This is a genomic window from Arcobacter sp. YIC-80, assembly GCF_044841725.1.
Classification (GTDB): Bacteria; Campylobacterota; Campylobacteria; order Campylobacterales; family Arcobacteraceae; genus Arcobacter_B.
Genome location: NZ_JBJBSI010000008.1, coordinates 132,870 through 156,877 on the forward strand (window position 1 = coordinate 132,870; position 24,008 = coordinate 156,877).

The window sequence follows — 24,008 nt, forward strand, 5'->3', positions numbered from 1 at the left end:
TCATAAGTTTTATTATGCCTTGTATTTATTTTCATATCTTTGAAGCATTGATTCATTACCAAGAACTCCACCTTGATGAATATAAAGATAATTATTAGTTGTTTTATTATATTTACTTATATATTCTTCAAATATTTTGATTCCTAAACAATCATATAATAAATCAAATTCAATCTTTGTTTGACTTAAAAGTTCAAGATAAATCTCATAGAACTCTTTATAAAGTTTCCCAAAATGATATTTTTTTGTTCTTTTTAATATCGTAGGATGATTTGAATCTTCTAATTGGAAAAACTGTTTTCTTAAATATTCTTCATCTCCTACACAAGCACAAGTTAATACTTCAAAAGGTAAATACTTTTGTAAATATAAAGCTGTTGTTCCAGTACCACTTGGTAAAAAAACTTTTAAATTTTCAATATTATTTTCTTTTGCCCAAACTATTATCTCATTAGCAAGAATTTCTAAACCATATTGAGCCTCTTTTAAAGCTCCACCTTCTTTTATAAAAAGTGTTTCTTCATCAAAACTTTTTGGAATTTGGCTTTCATAAATATTCATACCATTTTCTAAAGCATATTTATAATTTCCAGTAGGGTTTTGCTTTAAAAAAGACGCAATATGATCCACATAATAATCAAACTGCAAACCTTTTATTTTTGCTAAAACAGATAAAGAATACATAGCATTTGATTGAGCTGAACCATGAGATACAACTTTTTTTATATTTTCTAAATCTTTTTGTAAAAAATAGTAGAATTTTCTTGCTTTATTACCTGAAAAGTTTTTATGTAATAAGTCATCTCTTTTTATATAAAAACTATTTTTATTAAAAGTGATTTTTTCTATTGGGGAGTTTCTATAATTCATTTTGTGATTGTACCATTTATTAATAAAATTTTTGTACAATAACAAAAAAACAAGAAGAGGACAAATATGGATATTCTTTTTTATATACAAAAAGGTGGAATTATTGTTTATATATTAATTGCACTAAATGTTATTGGCTTTACAATAATACTATGGAAATTATTTACTCTTCCAAGAAAAAATGCCATGCTTAAAAAAATTGAAACTAAACTTGACAAAAGCTCTTCTAACTCAATTTTTTCTCAAATAGAATATGAAGTGAAAAAACTAGAAAGTGGTCTTACTTATATAAAAAATATAGCAACAATTGCACCACTTTTAGGACTTTTAGGAACAGTAATAGGAGTTTATCAATCTTTTGATGCGATTACTAAAAATGGCTTAGGAGATCCAAGTGTATTTTCAAATGGTATTTCAATAGCACTTATTACAACAATTGCAGGTTTGATTGTAGCAATACCCCATCATATTGCATATAATCATTTTATTTCTCAAATTGACTCAATAGAGTTAAAAGCAAAAAGTACAATTAAATAGTATGAAAAGAAGAGAACCTTTAGGTTTAGATTTAACCCCGATTATTGATGTAGTTTTTATACTCCTTTTATTTTTTATAGTAAGCTCAGTATTTAAAAAAGATGAGCTAGCTTTAATTCTTGATTTACCAAGTTCAAATGCAAAAGAATTAAAAGTTGATGAAGAACAAATTTTTATAGAACTTAGCTCAAGTAAACTTGCTATAAAAGGAATTGAAGTATCTTTTGAATCATTAGAAGATAATCTAAAAGCAATTGAAAATAAACAAAAAGCTGTACTTGTAAGAATAGATAAAAAAGTAGAATATCAAAGAGTTGTGAAAGTTTTAGACTTATTACAAAAACACAATCTCACAAACTTAGCCTTAGTAACAAATGAAAATGAAAAGAAGAAGGATTAATTGCCCTCTTCTTTTTTTAATTGATTATACTCTTCATCAGTAAAAATTCTTGATTTTGTAATAAACTGATAACCTAAATCTATTTCTAATGAAAATGAGTTTCCAAAAGCTGCTTTTTCCTCTCTCACATCAATAGTAATAAATGAGTGTTTAAAATATTCAAACTGATCTTTATCTATAAAAAATTCACAACCGCAAATTTCTCCAAGCTTTACATTTCTACTTGGTACATAAAAATCATCTTTAGCATAACACATAGGAGCAGTTCCATCACAACAACCACCACTTTGATTAAAGACTAATTCACCATGTTCTTCTTGAAGTTTTTTTATAACATCACAAGCTTCTTTTGTAACATCAACTCTTTTTATTGACATAATTTATCCTTTTTGAAAGTTAAAAATAAAAAAGTACAGAAGGAAAAGGGGTTAACCTTCTGTACTAAAACAAGGGGTATATTAATTGAATCTAACTATTAAAAGAATCCTAAAGCATCTTTACTATAAGAAGTTAAAATATTTTTAGTATGTCTGTATGAGTTTAACATCATCATGTGAGTTTCTCTACCAATACCTGATTTTTTGTATCCACCAAATGATGCGTGTGATGGATATAAGTGATAACAATTTACCCATACTCTACCAGCTTCGATTCCTCTTGAGAAATAGTGTAACTCATGAGCATCTCTTGACCATACACCTGAACCTAATCCGTATATAGTATCATTAGCAATTTCTAGTGCTTCTTCTGCCGTTTTAAATGTAGTTACTGCAAGTACTGGCCCAAAAATCTCTTCTTGGAAGATTCTCATTTTATTATGACCTTTAAATAATGTTGGTTGAATATAGAATCCATTTGGATATTTTTCAGACTCTAATACATCTCCACCAATTAAACACTCAGCCCCCTCTTCTTTACCAATTTTAATGTACTCAGTAATTTTTTCTTTTTGATTTAAAGAACACTGAGCTCCCATCATATTATCAGTATCAAGAGGATCACCTAATTTGATAGCTTTAACTCTTTCTAATACTCTTGCCATAAATGGTTCATAGATATCTTCATGAATTAATGCTCTTGATGGACAAGTACAAACCTCACCAGAGTTAAATGCGAATAATACTAAACCTTCAATTGCTTTATCAAAGAACTCATCATCTGCATCCATGATTGATGGCATAAAGATATTTGGTGATTTACCACCTAATTCTAATGTTGAAGGAATAATATTTTCAGTTGCATATTGCATAATTAACTGACCCGTAGTAGTTTCACCTGTAAATCCAACTTTTTTAACATCTGGATGAGTTGATAAGTGTTTACCAATTTTTCCACCTGCACCATTAATAATGTTAATTGTACCTGCTGGTAATACATCAGATATTGTTTCCATTAATAATAAAATTGACATTGGAGTTGCACTTGCTGGTTTCATAACAACACAATTTCCTGCTGCTAAAGCTGGTGCTAATTTCCAAGCTGCCATTAATAATGGGAAATTCCAAGGAATAATTTGTGCTACAACACCATAAGGCTCATAAACTTCTTGTGAAATTGTATTTTCATCTAAATCAGATACAGTTCCAGACTCAGCTCTAATTACTGATGCAAAATATCTAAAGTGATCAACTACTAAAGGAACATCTGCATTTAAAGTTTCTCTAATTGTTTTACCATTATCTAAAGTTTCAGCTATTGCTAATGCTTCTAAATTTGCTTCAATTGCATCTGCTATTTTATTTAATAAATTACTTCTATCTACTACAGAAGTATGTTTAAATGATTCAAAAGCTTTTTTTGCAGCAGCTACTGCTGCATCTACATCTTCTTCATTTGATCTTGGAATTCTTGTTAAAAGTTCTCCATCTACTGGTGAAACGTTTTCAAAATATTCACCACTTTTAGGAGCTACCCATTCTCCACCAATAAAGTTCTCATATTGAGCTTTGTATTCCGGCTTACTGTAAATCATTTTTAATCCTTTTTATTATTTTATATGTTTTGAAAAACTATTTGCTTTTGCATAATTTTTCTGCATGATGAAAGTTTACATGATAAATATAGCATGAATTTAGCCTAAGTATAGCCTCAGTATAGCAATGTACTTTTTTGTTACAAATTCCCAATAAAACGCACTTTTAAAGAGTTTTTTTTCTTTGTTTTTTTTAATTTATCTGCTACAATTTTTTTATGAAAACATTTAACTATACAATAGAAGACCAATCTTTAGAACTGTTAATAGATTTTAATACTTTAAAAAAAGAAAAAAACATATTAATACAAATTTTTTGTGGCCAATCTAAAGAAGCAATGAAAACTATATTAGATAAATTAAAAACAAAGCTACCTCAAGCCATTTGTATTGGTTCATCTACAGATGGAGAGATTAATAATGAAACTATTACAACTAAAAAAATTGTAATATCAATATCTATATTTGAAAAAACTCAACTTGAAATAGCTTTTGTACAAAATAAGAACTCCTTTGAAAATGGAAAAGAATTAGCAAAAAAACTATGTAAAAAAGATACAAAACTACTTATTACTTTTACAGATGGAGAAACTACTAATGGAGAAGAGTTTCTAAATGGGATTAGTTCTATTAATAATAATGTTATTGTAAGTGGAGGAATGGCTGCTGATAATGCAACCTTTAAAGAAACCTTTATTTTATGTCAAGACAAAATTATTACAAAAGGTGCAGTAGGTGTTTCATTAAATTCAAAAGAACTAAAAATTTGTAATGCTTATAATTTTAACTGGTCACCAATAGGAATAGATCATGAGATTGAAGAAGTTAAAGAAAATAGAGTATATAAAATCTCTGGATTAAGCCCTTTAGATTTTTATGAAAAGTACTTAGGAGAGTATGTAGCCAAGTCTTTACCTGCAACAGGAATTGAGTTTCCTTTGATTGTTCAAAAAAATGGAATTCCTGTAGCAAGAGCTGTTATTCAAAAACATAATGATGGAAGCTTAAGTTTCGCAGGTAACTTAAATAAAGGGGATATTGTAAAGTTAGGCTTTGGTAATGTTGAACTTATAATGAACAACCCTTTACAGTCCTTATTTAATAAATGTTCTGTATCAGGGGTAGAATCATTTTTTATTTATACTTGTATGGCTAGAAGAAGATATATTCCTGATTTAATAGATATTGAAATAAAACCATTTTCAAAGATTGCTAATACTTCTGGATTTTTTACGTATGGAGAGTTTTATCATAACGAAGGATATAATGAATTACTAAATCAAACACTAACAGTAGTAGGCCTTAGTGAAAATGATGATATTTCTTATGAAGAAAAAAAGAAAATTGAAAAAACTGAAAATATAATAAGTGAACATGCTAGAAGTTTACAAGCTTTAACACACTTAATACAACAGTCTTCCCATGATTATAAGCATCAATCAAAAAAATTGGAAGAAGGCAATAAGTATGCACAAAATTTAGTAGAATCACAAAAACAATTTTTGAAATATGCAATTCATGAGACAAATACTCCTCTTTCTATTATTATGGGAAATATTGATATGTATGAAATAGAGCATGGTAAAAATAAGTATTTATCAAATATTGAAGTTGCTATGAAAAATGTTTTTAGTATATATGATGATTTAAGTTATTTAGTAAAAAAAGACCAAGTAAATAAAGCAACACATGAGATTAACTTAGTTGATTTTATTAGAAGCCGAATTGAGTTTTTTACACAAACGGCTTTAAAATTCAAATCAAAATTAAATTTTATTCATAATGTAGATGAAATAAGAATTAATTTTAATGAAATCAAACTCCAAAGAATAGTTGATAATAATCTTACTAATGCAATAAAATATACTTTGCCTAATGAAACTATAAATGTAAAATTAATTTATATAAATAATGAGTGTGATTTTATAATAGAGAGTCGATCTGTTCAAATTCTTGAACCTCAAAAGATTTTTGAAGAGTATTATAGAGAAGAAGAATCAAAAGATGGTTTTGGCTTAGGTTTAAATCTTGTAAAAAGAATTTGTAGTGAAGAAAATGTTGGTATAAAATTAGAATCAGGTGAAAACTGGGCTTCATTTACTTACACATTTAAAGGAGTTGAAAAATGAAAATATTACTTTTAGAAGATGATATTATGTTAAATGAAATGATTACAGAGTATTTAACATCTACAGGGCATTCAATCACAAATACAACAAAAGGTGATGAGTGTTTAGATATATTAGATGAAAAAAAGTTTGATTTATTAATACTTGATATTAATGTTCCAAATATTGATGGATTAAGTGTTTTAGAAAAACTTCATGAAAATAAAAGAATGATACCTACTATATTTATATCAGCTCTTATTGATATAGAAGATATTGATAGAGCTTTTAATATTGGCTGTCATGATTACTTAAAAAAACCTTTTCATTTAAGAGAGTTAACTCTTAGAATAAACAAAATATTAAAAACAAATATAGCACCACAAAAACATAAAAGATTATCAAAAAACTATAGTTTTGATGCAGAAACCATGACTTTGTATTTTAATAATGAACCACATATTTTACCTAAAAGACAACTTCAAATAATAGAACTATTAGCTCATAATAGAAGCTTAGTAGTTCAATATGATATGTTTAGAACTTATGTATGGAATGATGATTTTATTGATAATGCCACAATAAGAGCAGAAGTAAATAGAGTAAAAAAAGTATTAAAAGAAGACTTTATCAAAAATATTAGAGGAAGTGGTTATATGGTTGAAAGACCAAATTAACCCCACTTCTAAAACTTAATGGATACAAAAAAACTTAAATCAAACTCATTATTATCATTTAAAAAATTGTTTTTCCTATACTCCACATAAGAGGGTTTTGTTGTTGTTTCAAATTCACTTCTTGGAAGCCATTCATGATAAACCCAATGAATAAACTTTAAGACATCCCCATGAACACCTTTTATATCAAATCTTGCATAAACTCCATCAGCTATTTTAAAATCAGGTAATCTATCACTTTGAACTTCTTCACTTTCACTTGTTTCAATACAAGCGATATACTGACAGTCATTTAAAGGAGTAATTGAAGGATTATCATGAAAAAGTGCAATTTCTTTGTACTCTTTAATATTATTTGACAAAATCCAAACTTGTAGTTTTTGCCAAGCTTGTTTTATATTTACATTATATCCTCTATTTCTTATGTAATATGCTTTTCTAAAAGGCATTTTTACTATAGTTGGTGTTATTTCATTGAAATTTGCTTTTGACTCCATAGCTTTTGGAGATTGTTGTAAAATATTATTTGAATACTGCTTATAACCTCCACTTCTCCACTGTTTTGGTGTCATTTCAAATCTTTCTTTAAAAGTTTTAATAAAAGAAGATTGAGATGAATATCCACACTGATTTGCTATATCAGAGATTGTTGAATATTTATTTGTAAGTAATAAATTAGATGCTTTTTGTAATCTAATAGATTTAATGCTTTCATAAATATTTTTTCCAAAAGCCTCTTTAAAAATTCTATGCATGTGAAACTTACTTATATTTAAATCAATACTAAGTTCTTCTATATCGATGTTTGTCTCAATATGAGTATAAATATAAAACATTATATCATTGGCTATTTTTGTTCTTTTTTGAAGAGTTTGTTTTTTCATAAAATCAATTATAGCATAAATAAAATATAAAATTAGCACTAATAAACAATTATAATAGCACTTAAAAAGAAGAATTATTTTTAAATTTTTCATACAATAATCACAATTCAAAATATAAGTAAGGTTTTTAGGAAAAAATATGAACTTAAATAAACAATTGAATTTAGTTTTACAAGAATGTGAATCTATAAATTTACAAAAATTAAAATTAGATACATTACTTATTATTGTTCATCACTTATTAAGTGATTACAAAAAAATGCAATTACCTAAAAGTGAAAATGACATGAAGTTTATTCATGAAAATGTTAAAAATTTGAAAATCTATTTAGACAATAATATAGTTACAAGTGAAACACTTTCATACGTTTTTAAGAACCAAAATAAGTCCTCAACACTTAAAAAAATATCAATAAATTTAGAACCAATGAGAGCTTATTATAAATTCCTAACCTCAATCTTTTCTTCCCAACTAAAGAAAGGTTCATATTGGATTCCTGAACTCCTTGCTTTTAGTTTGATTTACAATTACAAAAAAGAGTTTGAAAAATCTTTTTGTTCGTATACTTTTATCGATAGTTTCCCTATTGAAAAAATACTAAATATATACAATGAAAACAATATCGCTGTGAAAAAAAATATTTCACAAAAAGAAGAAATTCCTACATGGAAAGTTAAAACAAGTTTAGATGAAATGTATGATTTATCTGAATATATGATTAAAAAATATTTATCTTACAGTTTTAAAATTAATACAAAAAGAGTTTCAAAAACTAGAAAAAAAAGAAGAAGATAGATAAAACCTATCAAACTTCTAAAAATGAAATAGAATTTTTTCTATTTCTATAAAAAATCTTTTGATTGCTATATGTAATGCTATCTTGGATTTTTTGCGTAATAACTGCATGATCAGGTGACTTTGAACACACAGGATCAGCAGCATTCATCTCTCCTGTTAGAGCAAAGGCTTGGCACCTGCATCCGCCAAAGTCTTTGTCTCTTTCATCACAAGTCCTACAAGGTTCACTCATCCAACTATCCCCTCTAAAATAGTTAAAAGCTTTTGAGTCATACCATACTTCTTTTACAGAGTTTTCTTTAACACTTGGAAATTCTAAAGGTAAAGTATTTGCTGTATTACATGGAAGTGCAAACCCATCAGGATTGATAGTTAAAAATGTAGTTCCCCATCCATTCATACAAGCTTTTGGTCTATCTGCAAAATAATCAGGAACAACTAAAAATACTTTCATTGCATCATCTTTTTGTCTATACTCATTTACTTTTGCTTTTGCTTCATCTAATTGCTCTTTTGAAGGAAGCAGTGCATTTATATTTTTTAAAGCCCAACCATAATATTGGATATTCGCTATTTCTAAATAGTTCGCCCCTAAAGTTTCGGCAAATTCTATAATTTCCCCTACTTGATGAATATTCTGTCTAGTAATACAAGTATTAACTATAAGTTGTAAGCCCGCAGCTTTAATTTCTTTTGCAAAAGCAATTTTTTCTTTATAAGAGTTCTTATTGTTTGTAATTAAAGTCATAGTATTTTCATCATGTGATTGAATACCTAGCTGAACTGTTTTAAGCCCTGCTTCTTTTAATTTTTTTACTATTCCTTTTGGAGCACCAACTCCTGATGTAATAAGATTTGTATAAAACTTCAAGTCATTTGCTTTTTGAACAATATCAACAATATCTTTATTTAGTAAAGGCTCACCACCTGAAATACCAAGTTGAACAGCTCCAAGTTCTCTAACCTCATCCATCACTCTAAACCAATCATCTTTACTCATAGCATCTTTTGTATTTACAAAATCAAGTTGATTGTAACAGTAAGAACACTCTAAAGGACACTTATGAGTTAACTCCAAAAGTACCCAAAGTGGAGGCTTTATTTCTAATTTTTCATTATTTGATTTATCATTAATCGACATACTGCACCCACTTTCTTTCAAATGCTTCATTAAAAAATGCTTCTATATCTTTTGATAAATCAGACATTTCAAACTTTTTTTCTAAAGTCTCTACTATTTGGTTAAAACTTTTTGTTCCATCACATTGATTCATTATTTCACCGGCACTTTGATTTAATTGAACCATACCTTCTGGGTACAATAATACAAAACAGTCTTGTGCTTTTTCAAACTGTAATTGAAAGTGATTATTCACTACAAGTAATTTTTCTTTGTGCATCTTCTACCCCTTCAATATTAAAGTATGGAGGTTGTTTTAATTCGTATGCTAAATATAAAGCATCACACATTGTCCATAAAATATCTAATTTAAATTGTAATATCTCACAAGCTTTACTTTGAAGCTCAATTGTATTAAACTCTTCTAATGTTAATGATAATCCATGCTGAACATCTCTTCTTGCTTCACTTAATCTTTTTTGGAAATATCTTAAACCTTTTGGTTCAATCCAAGGATAATTATCAGGCCAAGTATTAAGTCTTTGTTGATGAATTTCAGGAGCAAACATCTCAGTTAAAGATGACATTGCAGCCTCTTTCCAAGGTCTTTGTTTTGCAAAGTTTACATAAGCGTCAACTGCAAACTTAACAGATGGTAATACATATCTATGAGATATTAAATCCTCTTTATTTAGTCCAACTGCTTCACCTAGTTCAAGCCAAGCTTCAATTCCTCCACCAACACTATCATGGTCAATAATTCTATCTATCCACTTTCTTCTATCTTCTAAAGGAGGATTATTTGACATAATTGCAGCATCTTTAATAGGAATTGCTGTTTGATAATAAAATCTATTTGCTACCCATCCTTGAATCTCTTCTTTAGTACATTCACCTTTATACATTCTTATATGAAAGGGATGATGAATATGATACATCTTACCCATAGATCTTAATTTAGCTTCAAACTCTTCTTTTGAAAGTAACTGGTCAATTTTTTTAGTCATAATATTCTCTCCTTAATTATATTTCGATACTCATACCATCATAAGAAACTTCAATTCCGTGTGAAATAAGCTCCTTATACTCATCACTACTCTCATCTAAAATAGGATTTGTATTATTTATATGAATTAGTATTTTTCTTGGTTTTTCTAAACTATCTAAAACTTTGATAAGCCCTTCTTCTCCACTTAATGGAATATGTCCCATATCAGTTCCAAGTTTATTTGAGAAGTTTCCTTTAATCATTTCATCATTTGTCCATAGTGTTCCTTCTATTAAAAGAACATCTGCATTTCTCATTTCTTCAAATACATGGTCTTCCATAACACCAAGTCCTGGTAAATAAAATAGTCTTTTTCCAGTATTTTTATTTACAACTGTTATTCCAATATTATCACCCTTTCTTGGTTTATCTCTGTGGGCTGAATATGGAGGAGCATTTGAGATTAGTGCATGAGCATAAAACTCATAATTAGGCATAACTGGAATTTCAAATTTTGTAGTTGAATCTGGTATAATTTCATGCCAAGCAGTTCCTCCACCATCCCAATGCTTTAGCATTTTCATAGTAGGAAAAGATGTATTTAACTCTTCATTTACTTCTTTTGTACAGTAAATTTGATGAGGACATCCCTCTCTTAACATAAGTAAACCTGTTGTATGGTCAATTTGAGCATCATTAAAAACAATAGCTTTTATTTTTGTCTCTCTTTTTTGTGTTGGGTGTAAAAAGGGGGAATTATGAATTTGCTCTAAAATATCAGGTGAAGTATTAAATAAAACCCAGTTTTCACCATCTTCACTTATAGTAATAGAACTTTGTGTTCTTCTTTTAATAGTTTTTTTACCTTCTCTATAACCCTTACAGTTATCACAGTTACAGTTAAACTGAGGAAGCCCTCCTCCTGCACCTGATCCTAAAACTTCTATTTTCATAATCTTCCCTTAACTCTTTTTATAATTAAGTCTAGTTTAGACTTAATTATAAAAAGAGCAAACTAGACAAAGCTAGTTTACTCACCTTAGGTTCTACTCGTTACAAATATACATTGTTACTTCAAAACCAAATCTATTATCTACAAACATAGGTGTTTCCCATTTCATAACAATTACCTCCTTTGTAAGATTTTTATATTCAGATTACTTATGTAATTTGAATACGTGTACTGAACCACCTTGGTTTAAAAGCTTAACAGCTTTTGCAACTTCACCACCCCATAAAGGAACGGCTCCACCCCAACCAGATACTACAGCAATATATTGCTCACCATTTTGCTCCCAAGTAATAGGAGAAGAAACGATTCCAGAACCAACATTAAATGAGTATAACTCTTTACCAGTTTCATCATCTAATACTAAAAGTTTACCCTCTGGATTACCTGTAATTACTAAACCACCAGCAGTAGTTAAAACTCCACCCCATAGAGGTGCTTTGTTTTTATAAATCCACTTAATTTTTCCACTTACAGGATCAACAGCTTTGATAGCACCTATATGATCTTCATAAATAGGTTTGATTGTAAATCCAGCACCTAAGTATGCTGCACCTTTTTTATAAGAAACAGGTTGATTCCAAATATCCATTCCCCACTCATTTGCAGGAACATAGAATAATCCTGTTTTTTTAGAGTAAGCCATTGGATTCCAGTTTTTACCACCTAAGAATGAAGGTACTGAGAATACAGATTTACCTTTCTTTCCATTTACAGGAGCTCCAGGTCTATTATCTTCATTTACTATAGGTCTACCATTTTCATCAATTCCTTTAGCCCAAGTAATTTTATCAACGAAAGGAGTAGATCTAATGTACTTACCAGTAACTCTATCTAATACATAAAAGAATCCATTTTTGTCAGCAGTAGCACCTGCTTTTACAACATTTCCATTTTTATCTTTGTAATCAAATGGTATAAATTCTGCCATACCATCATAATCCCATCCATCATTTGGAGTAGTTTGATAATGCCATACAATTTTACCAGTATCAGGGTTTACAGCAACTCTTGAAGCAGTATATAAGTTATCACCTTTTCTTAAATGAGAATTCCAAGGTGCAGGGTTTCCAGTTGGAACATAAATTAAATCTGTTTCAGGGTCATAAGTCACACCATTCCAAGGAGCACCTCCACCATGTTTCCAATTATCACCTTCCCATGTTGCATTTAATGTTCCTGAAATACCATTTTCTTTTCCATTTAAATATCCCATGTGACCTTCAACCATCGGTCTAGTCCATATTAACTTACCTGTTTTTGGATTTCTAGCTTCTACTTTACCAACAACACCAAACTCACCACCAGAAACACCAGTGATTAACATATCTTTTACAATAAGTGGAGCAGCTGTAAATGAATATCCATCTTTATATTTAGCAATTCTTTTTTTCCATTTTACTTTTCCAGTTTTTCTATCAAGAGCAACTAGTTTCGCATCAAGTGTTCCAAAAATTACTAAATCATCATATATTGCAGCACCTCTGTTGATAACATCACAACAAGGTAAAATTGCATCAGGAAGTCTTGCATCGTACTGCCATAGTTCCTCTCCTGTTAAAACATTTATAGCAAAAAGTCTAGAGTAAGAACCTGTCACATACATAACACCATCTTTTACAATAGGTTGAGACTCTTGTCCTCTTTGTTTCTCTCCTCCAAAACTAAAATTCCATACAGGAACTAAATCTTTAACTGTATCTTTATTTATTTGAGTTAATGTTGAGTATCTTTGACCTTTTGGTCCTAAACCATAAGAAACTACATCACCAGGTGTTTTTGCATCATTTACAATTTCATCATAAGTAACTGGTGCAAATGATGGTTTTGTAACTTTTGTTATGCTATCATTTTCCATGTTGCTAGACATAGCACATCCACTAATTAGTGCAGCTAGTGTAACGGCAACTGCACTAGTTAGCAATTTATTTTTATTCATCTTCTCTCCTTTTAAATCTTGATAACAAACCTGAAAATTTGTCTTAAAAGAAGTATACATGAGAAATATAGCCTGAGTTTAGCTATGATTTATTTTTTTAGACTTAAAACCTACAAAGGCCATTATTAGGGCTATAAACAAAGAAATTACTACTATTATTAAAGAATTTATATCAACTTTTAAATACAAAGAAAACCTTATAGATTCAACTATATAAGTAAATGGATTATAAGATGATATATTAAATAAAACTAAGGAAGAATCTTTTATTTTCCACAAAGGATATAAAGCACTACTTAAAAAAAACATTGGAAATATAACAAAATTCATAACAGTAGCAAAATTTTCTAACTGCTTAATTACAGAAGAAATAAATAAAGCAAAAGCATTTAATATAATTGAAGAAATCATAATAATAGGAATAGTTGATAAAATAGCTAAATATGAAATATCTACTCCATAAACTTTTGCTACTAATAAAAAAGTTACTGCTTGAATTGTAGATACAATTGCTGTGGCAAACATCTTACAAAATAGTAAATAATTTCTATTTATATATGAAGATAGTAAAATCTTCATACTTCCCATTTCTCTATCAAATATCATAGTAAGTGAACTTTGCATACCATTAAAAAGTAAAACCATACCAACAAGTCCAGGAACTATGTATGTTTCATAAGTAATATATGTCTCATAAGGTGGAATAATAGCTAAACCTAAGGCTGTTTTAAAGCCAACTGAAAAGATAAATAACCATAATAAAGGTCGTACTAAAGCTGAAAAGAATCTACTTTTTTGTTTTACAAATCGAATTAACTCTTTATAGATAATTCCTTTCATGCAATTTATATAAATATTCATGTTTTACCTTACTATTTGATTGAAAGTATCAACTAATTTGTCTTTTTCATACTTTTTAACTATATCTTTTACAATTCCTGTTTCTACTATTTCACCTTTTTTTATAAAAGATATATCATCATTTTCTTCTACTTCATCAAAAAGATGTGTAATCCATAAAACACTCAAACTCTCTGTTTTAACTAAATCTCTAACATAATTCAAAATATCAAATCTACTTTTTAAATCAAGTCCAACAGTTGGTTCATCTAAAAGTAAAAGTTTTGGTTTATTTATTAAAGCTCTTAAAATTTCAACCCTTCTTCTATGCCCACCATTTAATTTTCTTGCCGTAATATCTAAACTATCTTGAAGTTCAAGTCTTACTATTTCATTTTCTATGGATTTAATAGTATCTTTAAAATTCAAGCCTTTAATAGATCCATAATAATAAAGATTTTGCCGTACAGTTAAATCTAAATCCAAAGTTGGCTCTTGAAAAACAATACCTATATCTTTTAAGGATTTTGTATAATTTTTTATTGAATATTGATTTATATTTATAGTTCCAACTTCAACTTTTAAAAGTCTTGTGATTAAAGAAAAAATAGTAGATTTGCCAGCACCATTTAATCCTAGTAAAACAGAAAAACTACCCTGCTTTATACTAAAAGATACATTATTTAATACTTTTTTATCTCCATAAAAAAAGTCTACATCTTTAAACTCTAAAATATCACTAGTCATAATTATTTACTTGGAACTACAGCTAAGCCCCAAGGATACCTTCCAACTTTAATAGTTTTTTTAACTTTTAATGATTCTACATCAATGACAGAAATATCACCACTTACTCCATTTGTTGTATAAAGTTTCTTTTCATTTTCTGCAAAATCAAGTTGCCAAACTCTATTTCCAACTAATAAGTATTTTATTACTTTATATGTTTTTGCATCAATAACGGCTACATGATTTGCAGGCCCCAATGCAACAAAAGCATATTTTCCATTGCTTGTCAGTTTTATTCCAACTGGTTGAATTAAATCTTTAAAAATACCTGGAATTTTAAAAGAGATTTTTGAAAGTGCTTTTTTAGTCTTAGTATCAATAACCATCACTGTACCACCAATTTCAGAAGAAGCCCAAACTTTATCACCTGTTTTTGTGAATTCTATATGTCTAGGTCTTTGATCAACTAATGTATTATGAACAATCTTTTTTGTTTTTGTATCAATCCAATGTAAAAAATTAGATGTTTCAGAAGTATTGATAGCAACACTTCCATCAGGGCTTACAGCCATACCTTCTGGCTCAATACCAACTTCAATCTGAGCAATTACATCTTTTTTTTCTATGTCAACAACTGTTACAATACCATCATCCTCATTTGATATATAAAGTTCTTTACCATCTGGATGTAAAGCAAACTGTTCTGGATCTTCACCTGATGGAAGATTATATAAAATTTTTCCCGTTTTTGTATCCATAGCTTGAACTGTATCATCGTCACTAGCACAAATATATAACTTAGAATAATCTTTATTAAGTAAAATACCTCTAGGTCTTTGTCCAACTTCATAGGTCTTTATAACTTTATTTGTTTTTGAATCAATAACAGAAATAGTATTATCTTTTTCATTTGATACAAAAATAGTATCTGAGAATAAACTTGTTGATAATAATAGCGAGCTTAAAAATAACCTTCTCATAATAATTACTCCTTAAATTAATTTAAGCATTGTATATTATATTTATAGCTTGAGTTTAGCAAAGATTTGTTGTAATAAGAAAAGTTTTGAAAATTATAGAGATAAAGCAAAAACTGCTTTATCCCATAAATATATTGTTTATTTAACTATAAAAATAGCTCTTTCTCTATCGCTTTTAGCTGATGGAAGACCTAGTGTATAAGTACCTGGTTTAATAGGTATAAAAGTAAGTTCAATTTCACCTTCATCATCAAATTCGAAACTATCAATTCCTAATGGTCTTACTTCAATATCATTAATAGATACTTGATTTACCCAAATATTTCTAAAAAATTCAGGACCTACAATAGGAACTTCTCTTGAACCATCACTTTTTAATACAAGTTTATAATACTTACCTGCTTTTAAATTATATGGCTTCTCTGCCAAAGTCTTACCTGCACCAATAGTAATAGGTGCTAATGTTGTTCTTGAATGTAATAAACCTTTGATATTTCCAAAAGCAAACTCAGCTGTTAAAAATAGCATAATTGAAAGTGCTATGATTTTTTTCATTTTTTCTCCTTAGTTGAATAGTTTTAAAATTGTAGTAAATGATTATAGCCTGAGTTTAGCGATAGTTTTTTGCTAAACTTAAGCTATAAATCTTATGTATACTTAAAAAAATCAAGAAGGAAAATATATGAAACTATTACCATTATTATTTATATTTGCTACTTTTATAAATGCAAATATTTTAGAAGTAAACATTTTATACTTAGAAGAAAAAATCAAAAAGCCACCAGTACTTTCAAATATTATAAAAGACCCTAATGATTTAGGACTAAAAGGTGCTCAAATAGCTATAAAAGATAGCAATAAAAGTGCCAAATTTTTAAATCAAAAATACAAGCTAATTGAAGCTATTTCTTATAAAAAAGAAGAGCTTATTAGTGCTTATGAGAAGTTTGTAAAAGAAGGGAACAATTACGTTGTTTTAAATGTTGAAGATGATTTATTAAAAGAGCTTTTAGCACATAATTTCTCTTCAAAAACTCTATTTGTAAACGCAAAAAGTCAAAACTCAAATCTTAGAAAAAACTATTGTAATAACAATCTTTTACATACAATATCAAGTAATGCCATGCTATATGATGGATTAGTTCAATTTTTAGTAAAAAGAGACTTTAAAAACATCTTTTTAATTAGTGGTGAGCATGAAAAAGACTTGCTTATTAAAGAAGATATTAAAAGATCAATTAAAAAATTTGGTGCAAAAATTGTAAAAGAAAAAACTTGGGATAATAATAGTGATATAAGAAGAAAAGCAAGTACTGAATTTCCTTCATTTACTCAAGCTTCAGATTATGATTTAATCTTACTTGCTGATTACCATGGTGATTTTGGAGAGTTTATGTATTTTAATACTTGGCTTCCAAGACCAGTTGCTGGAACGCAAGGCTTAACACCTGTTACATGGTATAAAGTAATTGAAGCATGGGGTGCAGCACAAATGCAAAGTAGATTTGAAAAGTTTTCAAAAAGATGGATGCAATCAGTTGATTATTCAAATTGGGTTGCTATTAGAACAATAGTTACAGCACTAACTCATACAAAAACAGCTGATCTAAAAACAAATATAAATTACATCTATTCAAAGGATTTTGAACTAGCAGCATACAAAGGAAGAAAGTTAACATTTAGGGAATTTAATGGTCAAATTAGAATGCCTGTAGCACTAGTTCAACCAAGAGCCTTAGTATCAACATCTCCTCAAGTTGGATTTCTACATCCAAAAACTGACTTAGATACTTTAGGTATTGCGTCATTTGAAATGGAGTGTAAGAAGTAATGAAAAAGCTAATACTTCTTTTTTTTATAGCTTGTAGTTTAAGTGCAAACTATAAAATAATAGAGAATGAAAATCTTTTTAGCGTTAAAGTTGAAGATGAGAGTTTTCAAGAAGTATTAGTAAATCTAAAAGATGAAATCAGCTTCCAAGGCTTTGTAATAGTTCATGAACTAAACCTTGCAAAATCTACATCAAATGTAGCCAAAGCTTTAAAGCAAAACCCTGTTTTAACAAATGGCATAAATTTACTTATGTGTAAAAGTAGCTTTACTTTGAAAATGATTCAAGAAACCTCTTCAAATATTACATATTGTCCTTTAGGAATTTCTGTTTATGAGCTTAAAAATGAAGTTTTTATATCTTATAAAAAGTATCATAACTTAAAAGATGAAGATATGATTTACAAAGAAGTAAATGAGAAGTTAAAAAATCTAATATTAAAGAGTTTGGATTAATATTTCCCAAACTCTTTGTAAGTGCCATTATCTAAAAGTAAAAATACTGTTTTTACTTCTTTATCATTTTCATAAGAAGGTAAAGAAAGACCTATTGAATCTTTTGGAATACTTTTAAAGAACTCTTTTATAGCTTTTGCTGGAACATTTCCTTCAAATACATAATCTTTAAAAATTGTTGTATTACATGATTGAACTTCTCTTGGAACACCTACACTATATTTCAAACCTTTTACATTTACCATTTGAACTATTTCAACTTGATTGGCTATTTTTTTCATATCATCTAACCATGATTTTGGACAAGTGCTTGTCATAGGTTGAAAAACTTGCATTTTACTTTCACTTGCGAATAAAGTAAGACCTAGCATTAAGATTAAAACTATTTTTTTCATATTTCTCCTTTTAATATATTTGGATATTTTTCAAATATCTCATTTTTTATCTCATCAACTCTTCGTTGATTGGCTTTTTTATTTTTATTGTTTTCAAACTCTAAGATTATAGTTGCAGGATTTTTAGATAAAAAGAAAATCCTATTTGAAAAGTATAGTGCTTCACTTAAATCATGAGTTACTAAAACTACTTTGGGATTAAACTTTTCACATAGTTTTAAAAACTCTTCTTTCAACTGCATTGCTGTTGGATAATCAAGAGAAATAAAAGGCTCATCTAAAAGTATAAGTTTTGGTTCATTTATAAAAGCTCTTATTAAAGCTACTCTTCTTTTCATTCCCCCTGATAGAGCACTGGGATAAAACTCTAAAACATCTTCTAACTCTATTAGTTTTAGAAACTCTTTTATTTTATTCTCATCTTTATCTTTACAAACCAATAAAAGATTATCTTTTATACTTAACCAAGGTATTAATCTATCATCTTGAAACATAAAAGATATTTCTTCACTATCTTTTTTAACTTCCCCAATATAGTCGTCATCTAGTGATGCTAAAATATTTAGAAGTGTTGTTTTTCCACAACCTGATGGACCAATAATTGAGATAAATTCTTTTGCTTTAAGACTTATATTTATATCTTTTAAAACTCTTTTATTTTTATAGCTTTTATTTTCAATACAAATTTCTAACATTTTATTTCCATTTATTGATATATAAATCTATTGGTTTTAAAAATAGTTTTTCAATTAAAAGAATTACTAAAACAAAAGCAAAAGAGTAAGCTAAAATTGAAGTAATATCAAAGAATTGAAAGAACATAGAGATTTTGAAACCTATTCCATCACTTCTTCCAAGAAGTTCAACAACTAATACAATCTTCCAAATTAGTGATAAACACAATCTTGTAGAAGCCATAATATAAGGATATATTTGAGGTAAAAAAACTTTAAAGAAAGTCTCTTTTTTTGATACTTTATATACTTTTGCTAATTGCATATATTTTCTATCAATTGCCTTAGTACCTTCTCTTACATTTACTATTACAATTGGAAGTTTATTTAAAATCACAGCTAAAAGTGCTGCAAAATCTGTAAGTCCAAACCAAATATAACAAATTACAATTGTTACAAGTGCTGGGATATTTAATCCAAGAATTAAAATAAAATCAAAAATATCATCTATTTTTTTTGATATTCCCATTAAAATACCAAAAATAATCCCTAAAAACATAACTACAAAAAAACAAACAAATACTCTATATAAAGTAACTCCTAAATTATAAAGTAAATCTGAATTAAAAGTATGATCATATAAACTAGTAGCTATTTGAGAAATAGAAGGGAAAGTAGAACTTGCTATAAAAAAAGCTGTCACTTCCCATATAAGTAAAAAAGCTACTATTGATAGGATTTTGATATTCTTACTTAACACTTTTTATACTTCTTACTTTTGAAAATTCCAAAATGTTTTTTCATCTAAACTTTTTGCATTTGATACTAAATTTTTACCACCTTCTTTTAAAAGTATTTCAAATACTTTTTTTGAATCTTCTATATTTTTAGAATTAAACTCTTTTATAATTCCTTGTTTAAAGCCTTCTTTTAAAGCCTTGAAAAGCTTGTCATCTTTTGCTTTCATAAGAGGTCTTATTCTATCCCATTCTTTTTCATTTGATAAAAGAATATCTTTTGCTTCATGACTGGCTTTTATAAATGAGTTATAAAGCTTTTTATTTTTTAAAGCAATATCTCGTCTAAACGTCCAACCAATTAGTGAAATATTCTCTTTTACACCTAATTGTTTTAAAACATCACTCATTTCAACTAAAGGCTGTACTCCTTTTGCTTTTAACTTTGCATTAAAATGCCAAAAATTAATAGCAGAATCTAAAGAACCATCAAGTATTTTTTTATATAAGATTACAGGACTAGCAAAAACAGGAGTTATTAAATCTTTTAAGTCTTTTTTATATTTATATTTAGTGTATGCTTGAAAAAGTAACCAACTTTTATCATAAGGTCCACCTGCAACTCCAAGTTCCTGACCTTCTAAATCTAAAATTTTTTTAGTATTTTGTTTTGTATAAATTGTTCCTGTAGCTTTTGAATATGGATAAAAAGTAAAATCTTTTTTATTTGCTCTTTGAGTATTTACCCAAAGCCAATCAGTAACTATCATATCTACAGAGTTTGCTTGAAGTGCAACAGATGAAGCATTTTTAGAAGCAAGCTTTAAAACCTCCAAATCAAAACCATATTTTTTATCTAATTTATTATATTTTATTACATTTAATTCCCAATTTACAGTTCCATAAGCTAAAACTCCAACCTTAAGTTTCTCTTGGGCACTTACCTTTATTATTAAAAATAAAATTACTAAAAAAACTTTATACATATTTATCCTTTAAGACTAAAACTCTAAAACATTGTATAAGAGTTTTATAGCATGAATTTAGCGAAAAACCCCTATTTTTCATTGCTATAATCAGGCTATAAAAACTGTTTATAATTTCAGAATCTAAAAAATAAAAGGAAAGAAGAGATGAATAAAATTCAAAAAATAGGATTAGCTACACTATTTTCAACAGTGTTTGCATTTGGACATGGAAGTGTTACACCTCAAAAAATTGATACAAAAGGCTTAGAGTCTTTAGGAAAAGAATGGTTAGATGAGAATCCATATAAAACTAATAATAAAAAAGCAGTTGAAATAGGTGCCTATGCATATAGTGAAAACTGTGCAAGGTGTCATGGACTTGATGCTATTTCAGGTGGTATTGCTCCAGATTTAAGAGCTTTAGAAGCAGGTATGGATGGTGATGAGTGGTTTATGGAAAGAGTTAGAAATGGTGCAGTTAGAAATGGCAATGTTTATATGCCTCCATTTGAAGGTGTATTAAATCAAGAAGCTATGTGGGCAATTAGAACGTATATCCAATCTTTACCAAAAGAGTAAGAAATGAATTTACTTAAATCAACAGTGCTAATAGTTTTACTTACTTTATTCGCAAATGCAAGAAGTATTGAACATATTCAAGAAAGTGGAAATATCGTAATTGCAGTTTACGAAAACTTTCCACCTTATTCTTTTGAAGAAAATGGCAAATTAAAAGGTATTGATATAGAGCTTGGCAAAATTATAGCAAAATCTCTTAATGTTAACCCTATTTGGTATGTTACTGGTTCTGATGAAAACTTATCTGATGATTTAAGAAATACAATTTGGAAAGGTAATTTAGTCCATAAAACAAAAGCCGATATTATGTTTAGAATTCCTTATGATTATGATTACTTAAGAATGACTGATAAATCAACAGGTGAACTTGAAAATGAAATGGTTACAGTTAAAGGTCCTTACCAAAGTGAAAAGTGGGTTATTGCAACCCATAAAGATATAATTCCCGAATTTGAAACACTTGCGACTTTTGCATATCATACAATAGCAGTCGAATTAGATACCTTACCTGATACACATATTACAGGTTTTGCTAGAGGATTAATCAGTAAAAATGTTAAACACTATTTTAAACTTGATAAAGCAATCAAGGATTTTAAAAATAAAAAAGTTGATGCTATTGCAGGTTTAAAATCACAATTAGAGTATCTTTTAGATTATAAGAATAATAAAAACAAGTATTACATAAGTGAAGCTTTAGCAAATGTTAAATCACATTGGGACTTAGCTACGGCAGTTTCTAGTATGTATAGACCTCTAAGTTATCATATAGATGGAGTACTTCATAAAGCTTACATAGATGGATCTATAAAAAAAATATTTGAAAAATATGGAGTTGAATATATGCCTCCAATTTCAAAAACTCAATAAGGAATTAATATGAGATTATTGCTTTTTTTTATTTCAACTTTTTTACTAAGTTCAAGTCTTTTTGCTAAAAACCCTATTTTTTCACCTACTTTTGATGATTTGATAAAACAAACTATAGGTAGTGAAAAATATATTTTTGATGATAAAAATATACAAATCAAGGTTCCAAACTTTGCAGATAATCCTGTACAAGTTCCAATTTATGTAAATGCCTCTAAAATAAAAGATGCACAAAAAATGATTTTATTTGCAGATTTAAATCCAATTCCCAGAATTATTGATATGCAAACAACAAAGATCCTTCCAGTAATTTCTATAAATATAAAAGTAGCTCAAGAAACACCTTTAAGAGCCTTAGTATTAGATAGTAAAGGTATTTGGCATATTGGAAGTAAAAATATAAGAAGTAATGGTGGGGGATGTGATGTCTCAAGTCAAGCTTCAACAAATAGTGATTTTGCTAAATTCTTAGGAAAAACAAAAGGTAAAGTTTTTAAAAAAAAGGATAAAAATAGAATTAAAGCTTCTATTTTTCATCCAATGGAAACTGGTCTAATATTTGGAAATGTTGAATTTTATATAAATACTATTAAAATTCAAAATGATAAAGAACTTTTATCAACTATAAAAACAAGCTCAGCTATTAGTGAAAATCCAAGATTTATTTTTGAAATAAAAGATAATAGTAAATCATATAAAATTAATTTTCTTGATAATGATGGAAATGACTTTGAATTGGAGTTATGATGAAACTTTTATTATTAATCATAGCTTCTATTTCATGCTATGCAAATAGTTTTGACTTTAAAATAAAACCTATAAAACTAACTGAGAATAGCTATTATGTATATGGAAAAGAAGAATATTTTTCAAAACAAAATGGCGGAGATATTGCAAATAGTGCTTTTATAATTACTAAAAACTCTGTGATTTTAATAGATACAGGTTCAAGTGTAGAGTATGGACAACAGCTAAAAAAAGCTATCAAAAAAATCACAAACAAACCCATAAAATATATAATAAATACACATCATCATCCTGATCATTTTTTAGGAAATTATGCTTTTAAAGATGTAAAAATCTATGCAACAAAACATACAAAAGATGATATAAAAAACAATGGTGAATTATATATAAGTAATATAGTAAATCTAGTGGGAAAAGCTGCTTATACTACAAAAGTAAAAGCTCCAAATAGTTTACTTGAAAAAAAAGAGCTTGTTTTAGATGGATATAAGCTAAAAGTTTTATATCTAAATGGTCATACAAAAAGTGATATTGTAATTTATGATGAAAAAACAAAAATCCTTTATGCTTCTGATTTAGTTTTTAATAATCGTGCTTTAGCAACACCCCATGCAAATCTTCATGATTGGATAAAGACCTTGGAAAAACTAAAAACTATTGATTTTAAGGTTTTAGTTGCAGGACATGGAAAGGCTTCTTATGATAAAAAAGTTTTAGATGAAAATATCTTTTATTTAAACTATTTAGATACTACTTTAAAAAATGCAGTAAAACAAGGATTTGATACTTTTGAAATTTTAGAGCAAGCACACCCAAAAGAAGTTCAAAATTATTCTATGTTTAAAGAAGAGTTTGAAAGAAGTATTATAAATCTATACCCTAAGTATGAGAATCAATAAT

At 28.0% G+C, this 24,008-nt stretch carries 29 protein-coding genes; 11 read left to right on the plus strand and 18 right to left on the minus strand.

Translation table 11 applies throughout. The features are described from left to right. Window positions 1–12: 12 nt before the first annotated feature. The gene (locus tag ACH5BK_RS11440; protein WP_404307497.1) at window positions 13–870 is read right to left on the minus strand and encodes a 1-aminocyclopropane-1-carboxylate deaminase; all 858 of its coding nucleotides are present in this window, start codon (window positions 868–870) and stop codon (window positions 13–15) included. Window positions 871–936: 66 nt separating this feature from the next. Here ACH5BK_RS11440 and ACH5BK_RS11445 point away from each other — a divergent pair, with 66 nt between their 5' ends. Further along, a complete protein-coding gene (locus tag ACH5BK_RS11445) occupies window positions 937–1,407 on the plus strand; it encodes a MotA/TolQ/ExbB proton channel family protein (RefSeq protein WP_404307499.1) in 471 nt (156 codons plus the stop codon). Window position 1,408: 1 nt separating this feature from the next. After that, the gene (locus ACH5BK_RS11450; protein WP_404307501.1) at window positions 1,409–1,807 is read left to right on the plus strand and encodes an ExbD/TolR family protein; all 399 of its coding nucleotides are present in this window, start codon (window positions 1,409–1,411) and stop codon (window positions 1,805–1,807) included. Here ACH5BK_RS11450 and ACH5BK_RS11455 read toward each other — a convergent pair. Beyond that, on the minus strand, window positions 1,804–2,184 hold the full coding sequence (locus ACH5BK_RS11455; protein WP_404307503.1) for a DUF779 domain-containing protein: 381 nt from the start codon (window positions 2,182–2,184) through the stop codon (window positions 1,804–1,806). The two genes, ACH5BK_RS11450 and ACH5BK_RS11455, sit on opposite strands and share 4 nt — an antisense overlap. A 98-nt stretch (window positions 2,185–2,282) precedes the next feature. Then, window positions 2,283–3,779 carry an aldehyde dehydrogenase family protein gene (locus ACH5BK_RS11460; RefSeq protein ID WP_404307505.1) on the minus strand — a complete coding sequence of 499 codons (1,497 nt, stop codon included), beginning with the start codon at window positions 3,777–3,779 and terminating at the stop codon, window positions 2,283–2,285. Window positions 3,780–3,997: 218 nt separating this feature from the next. Here ACH5BK_RS11460 and ACH5BK_RS11465 point away from each other — a divergent pair, with 218 nt between their 5' ends. After that, window positions 3,998–5,908 (plus strand): FIST N-terminal domain-containing protein, encoded by a 1,911-nt coding sequence (locus ACH5BK_RS11465; protein WP_404307508.1) that lies wholly within the window; start codon window positions 3,998–4,000, stop codon window positions 5,906–5,908. Next, on the plus strand, window positions 5,905–6,564 hold the full coding sequence (locus ACH5BK_RS11470; protein ID WP_404307510.1) for a response regulator transcription factor: 660 nt from the start codon (window positions 5,905–5,907) through the stop codon (window positions 6,562–6,564). Before ACH5BK_RS11465 ends, ACH5BK_RS11470 begins: the two co-directional genes overlap by 4 nt. An 8-nt stretch (window positions 6,565–6,572) precedes the next feature. Here the strand turns inward: ACH5BK_RS11470 and ACH5BK_RS11475 are convergent, their stop codons facing one another. Further along, window positions 6,573–7,448: a GyrI-like domain-containing protein gene (locus ACH5BK_RS11475; protein WP_404307512.1), complete on the minus strand. Its 876-nt coding sequence runs from the start codon at window positions 7,446–7,448 to the stop codon at window positions 6,573–6,575. 139 nt (window positions 7,449–7,587) lie between these two features. On the opposite strand from ACH5BK_RS11475, the gene ACH5BK_RS11480 reads away from it, so the two are divergent. After that, complete coding sequence (locus tag ACH5BK_RS11480) at window positions 7,588–8,244, plus strand: hypothetical protein (RefSeq protein ID WP_404307514.1); 657 nt, start codon at window positions 7,588–7,590, stop codon at window positions 8,242–8,244. A gap of 10 nt (window positions 8,245–8,254) precedes the next feature. On the opposite strand, the gene pqqE is transcribed toward ACH5BK_RS11480, so the two are convergent. The 10 genes from pqqE to ACH5BK_RS11530 all read right to left on the minus strand — a co-directional run bounded on the left by pqqE (window position 8,255) and on the right by ACH5BK_RS11530 (window position 16,407). Continuing rightward, window positions 8,255–9,388 carry a pyrroloquinoline quinone biosynthesis protein PqqE gene (pqqE, locus tag ACH5BK_RS11485; RefSeq protein ID WP_404307516.1) on the minus strand — a complete coding sequence of 378 codons (1,134 nt, stop codon included), beginning with the start codon at window positions 9,386–9,388 and terminating at the stop codon, window positions 8,255–8,257. After that, a complete protein-coding gene (gene pqqD / locus ACH5BK_RS11490) occupies window positions 9,378–9,647 on the minus strand; it encodes a pyrroloquinoline quinone biosynthesis peptide chaperone PqqD (protein WP_404307518.1) in 270 nt (89 codons plus the stop codon). The genes pqqE and pqqD overlap by 11 nt, the downstream gene beginning before the upstream one ends. After that, window positions 9,616–10,374, minus strand: a complete 759-nt coding sequence (gene pqqC, locus ACH5BK_RS11495; protein WP_404307520.1) for a pyrroloquinoline-quinone synthase PqqC — start codon at window positions 10,372–10,374, stop codon at window positions 9,616–9,618. Before pqqC ends, pqqD begins: the two co-directional genes overlap by 32 nt. Before the next feature lie 16 nt (window positions 10,375–10,390). Beyond that, window positions 10,391–11,308, minus strand: a complete 918-nt coding sequence (gene pqqB / locus ACH5BK_RS11500) for a pyrroloquinoline quinone biosynthesis protein PqqB (RefSeq protein ID WP_404307521.1) — start codon at window positions 11,306–11,308, stop codon at window positions 10,391–10,393. A 93-nt stretch (window positions 11,309–11,401) separates the two neighbouring features. Beyond that, window positions 11,402–11,476 carry a pyrroloquinoline quinone precursor peptide PqqA gene (pqqA, locus tag ACH5BK_RS11505; protein ID WP_404307570.1) on the minus strand — a complete coding sequence of 25 codons (75 nt, stop codon included), beginning with the start codon at window positions 11,474–11,476 and terminating at the stop codon, window positions 11,402–11,404. Window positions 11,477–11,512: 36 nt separating this feature from the next. Next, window positions 11,513–13,303, minus strand: a complete 1,791-nt coding sequence (locus ACH5BK_RS11510; RefSeq protein ID WP_404307523.1) for a PQQ-dependent methanol/ethanol family dehydrogenase — start codon at window positions 13,301–13,303, stop codon at window positions 11,513–11,515. 78 nt (window positions 13,304–13,381) lie between these two features. Next, entirely contained in the window at window positions 13,382–14,164 is a 783-nt protein-coding gene (locus ACH5BK_RS11515; protein ID WP_404307525.1) for an ABC transporter permease, read from the minus strand. A 3-nt stretch (window positions 14,165–14,167) separates the two neighbouring features. Continuing rightward, complete coding sequence (locus tag ACH5BK_RS11520; RefSeq protein WP_404307527.1) at window positions 14,168–14,890, minus strand: ATP-binding cassette domain-containing protein; 723 nt, start codon at window positions 14,888–14,890, stop codon at window positions 14,168–14,170. Window positions 14,891–14,892: 2 nt separating this feature from the next. Further along, entirely contained in the window at window positions 14,893–15,852 is a 960-nt protein-coding gene (locus tag ACH5BK_RS11525) for a YVTN family beta-propeller repeat protein (protein WP_404307529.1), read from the minus strand. A 138-nt stretch (window positions 15,853–15,990) separates the two neighbouring features. Next, the gene (locus ACH5BK_RS11530) at window positions 15,991–16,407 is read right to left on the minus strand and encodes a hypothetical protein (RefSeq protein ID WP_404307531.1); all 417 of its coding nucleotides are present in this window, start codon (window positions 16,405–16,407) and stop codon (window positions 15,991–15,993) included. 127 nt (window positions 16,408–16,534) lie between these two features. Between ACH5BK_RS11530 and ACH5BK_RS11535 the strand changes: the two genes are divergently transcribed. Continuing rightward, entirely contained in the window at window positions 16,535–17,683 is a 1,149-nt protein-coding gene (locus ACH5BK_RS11535; RefSeq protein WP_404307532.1) for an ABC transporter substrate-binding protein, read from the plus strand. After that, window positions 17,683–18,138, plus strand: coding sequence for a hypothetical protein (locus ACH5BK_RS11540; protein ID WP_404307534.1), 456 nt, complete (start codon window positions 17,683–17,685; stop codon window positions 18,136–18,138). The genes ACH5BK_RS11535 and ACH5BK_RS11540 overlap by 1 nt, the downstream gene beginning before the upstream one ends. Here the strand turns inward: ACH5BK_RS11540 and ACH5BK_RS11545 are convergent. From ACH5BK_RS11545 to ACH5BK_RS11560, 4 genes are read right to left on the minus strand one after another with little or no spacing between them, the layout of a single operon-like run. Beyond that, the gene (locus ACH5BK_RS11545; protein ID WP_404307536.1) at window positions 18,135–18,533 is read right to left on the minus strand and encodes a DUF411 domain-containing protein; all 399 of its coding nucleotides are present in this window, start codon (window positions 18,531–18,533) and stop codon (window positions 18,135–18,137) included. The genes ACH5BK_RS11540 and ACH5BK_RS11545 overlap by 4 nt on opposite strands. Then, a complete protein-coding gene (locus ACH5BK_RS11550; RefSeq protein ID WP_404307538.1) occupies window positions 18,530–19,228 on the minus strand; it encodes an ABC transporter ATP-binding protein in 699 nt (232 codons plus the stop codon). Before ACH5BK_RS11550 ends, ACH5BK_RS11545 begins: the two co-directional genes overlap by 4 nt. A gap of 1 nt (window position 19,229) precedes the next feature. Next, window positions 19,230–19,967, minus strand: coding sequence for an ABC transporter permease (locus ACH5BK_RS11555; protein WP_404307540.1), 738 nt, complete (start codon window positions 19,965–19,967; stop codon window positions 19,230–19,232). A gap of 12 nt (window positions 19,968–19,979) precedes the next feature. Beyond that, entirely contained in the window at window positions 19,980–20,930 is a 951-nt protein-coding gene (locus ACH5BK_RS11560) for an ABC transporter substrate-binding protein (RefSeq protein ID WP_404307542.1), read from the minus strand. Window positions 20,931–21,077: 147 nt separating this feature from the next. Here ACH5BK_RS11560 and pedF point away from each other — a divergent pair, with 147 nt between their 5' ends. Genes pedF through ACH5BK_RS11580 form a run of 4 tightly spaced genes read left to right on the plus strand, consistent with a single transcriptional unit; the run spans window position 21,078 to window position 24,007 of the window. Beyond that, window positions 21,078–21,491 carry a cytochrome c-550 PedF gene (gene pedF / locus ACH5BK_RS11565; RefSeq protein ID WP_404307544.1) on the plus strand — a complete coding sequence of 138 codons (414 nt, stop codon included), beginning with the start codon at window positions 21,078–21,080 and terminating at the stop codon, window positions 21,489–21,491. Between the two features lie 3 nt (window positions 21,492–21,494). Continuing rightward, on the plus strand, window positions 21,495–22,361 hold the full coding sequence (locus tag ACH5BK_RS11570) for a substrate-binding periplasmic protein (RefSeq protein WP_404307546.1): 867 nt from the start codon (window positions 21,495–21,497) through the stop codon (window positions 22,359–22,361). A gap of 9 nt (window positions 22,362–22,370) precedes the next feature. Continuing rightward, the gene (locus ACH5BK_RS11575; RefSeq protein WP_404307548.1) at window positions 22,371–23,108 is read left to right on the plus strand and encodes a quinoprotein dehydrogenase-associated SoxYZ-like carrier; all 738 of its coding nucleotides are present in this window, start codon (window positions 22,371–22,373) and stop codon (window positions 23,106–23,108) included. Further along, complete coding sequence (locus tag ACH5BK_RS11580; protein WP_404307550.1) at window positions 23,108–24,007, plus strand: quinoprotein relay system zinc metallohydrolase 1; 900 nt, start codon at window positions 23,108–23,110, stop codon at window positions 24,005–24,007. The genes ACH5BK_RS11575 and ACH5BK_RS11580 overlap by 1 nt, the downstream gene beginning before the upstream one ends. Window position 24,008 lies beyond the last annotated feature (1 nt).